Source organism: Thioalkalicoccus limnaeus (assembly GCF_041197575.1).
Taxonomy (GTDB): Bacteria; Pseudomonadota; Gammaproteobacteria; order Chromatiales; family Chromatiaceae; genus Thioalkalicoccus; species Thioalkalicoccus limnaeus.
This window is the reverse complement of record NZ_JBDKXB010000079.1, coordinates 1-907: the sequence shown is the minus strand read 5'-3', so window position 1 is coordinate 907 and position 907 is coordinate 1. Positions and strand designations below refer to the sequence as shown.

Annotated in this window: 1 protein-coding gene; it reads right to left on the bottom strand. The window is 63.0% G+C overall.

Going from position 1 to position 907, the window contains the following annotated elements:
- Nucleotides 1-704, bottom strand: a 704-nt coding sequence (locus ABC977_RS18165) for a DUF2887 domain-containing protein (protein WP_369668681.1), incomplete at its 3' end; no start/stop codon positions are given.
- Nucleotides 705-907 lie beyond the last annotated feature (203 nt).

The following is a 907-nucleotide window of genomic DNA, read 5'->3' as shown; positions in this document are numbered from 1 at the left end:
TCGGCCTTGCCCTCGGCCTTGCCCTTCGCCTCGCCCTTGGCCTCGCCTTCGGCAAAGATCGATTGATACGCCTTCGTCTCTTGTATCGGGGTCACCAGGTTCAACATCGCCCAGATCTCCTTCGCGGTCAGGCCGCGAAATCGCTCGAAAAACCAGAATTCCAGCACCTGCGAGAGGATGTCGCGCACCTCCGGGTCGAGTGGCGCCTCCTGCACGGTGCGCCAGTAGATGGGGGCTTGGGTGCGCAAGACCTCATCGTCGTCGATCAGCAGCGGCGCAAAGACGGCCACATAGGGGTTGTCCGGCTCGCGGGCCAGCCAGTCCGGCAGCACACGGCGCAGCGCGACCTGCTGCAGCGGCGCCCCGGCGTGATTCGCCCAGCTCGGGAAGGCCGGGACGTCCTGTTCGCGCAGGAAGACGCCGATGCCGATCACATCGCGCCGCGGGTGCTCTTCGCCATAGAGGCCGATCTTGGTCAGCAGATTGTACCAAGCCTTCTCCGACGACTGGCCTTGGAATTCGACCACGTAGACCGGCCCCGTGTGCCCGTCGGGCTCGAAGATTCCGTCGAGCCGTCGCTCCAGGCCCTTGATCGTCAGCGAGCAGAAGCGGTAGGCCCCTGCCAACTCGCGACCGCCGGTCAGCACCCGAAACGCCTCGGCGCCGGCGGAGAGGAACAGGTAGATGGGGTGGTCGGTTTTCACTGGATCATGTCACTCGACGCGTCGACAACCGCCAGAGTTGCCACGGAAGGACACGGACGTTCGCGGAAGAGGATTAGCCACGGATCTACACGGATGAACACGGATACCGTCCGTCAGAAGAGGATTGGCCACGGATTGGCACGGATGAACACGGATATCTTCTTGTTTTTTTCCATCGGTGTTAATCCGTGTGCATCCGTGGC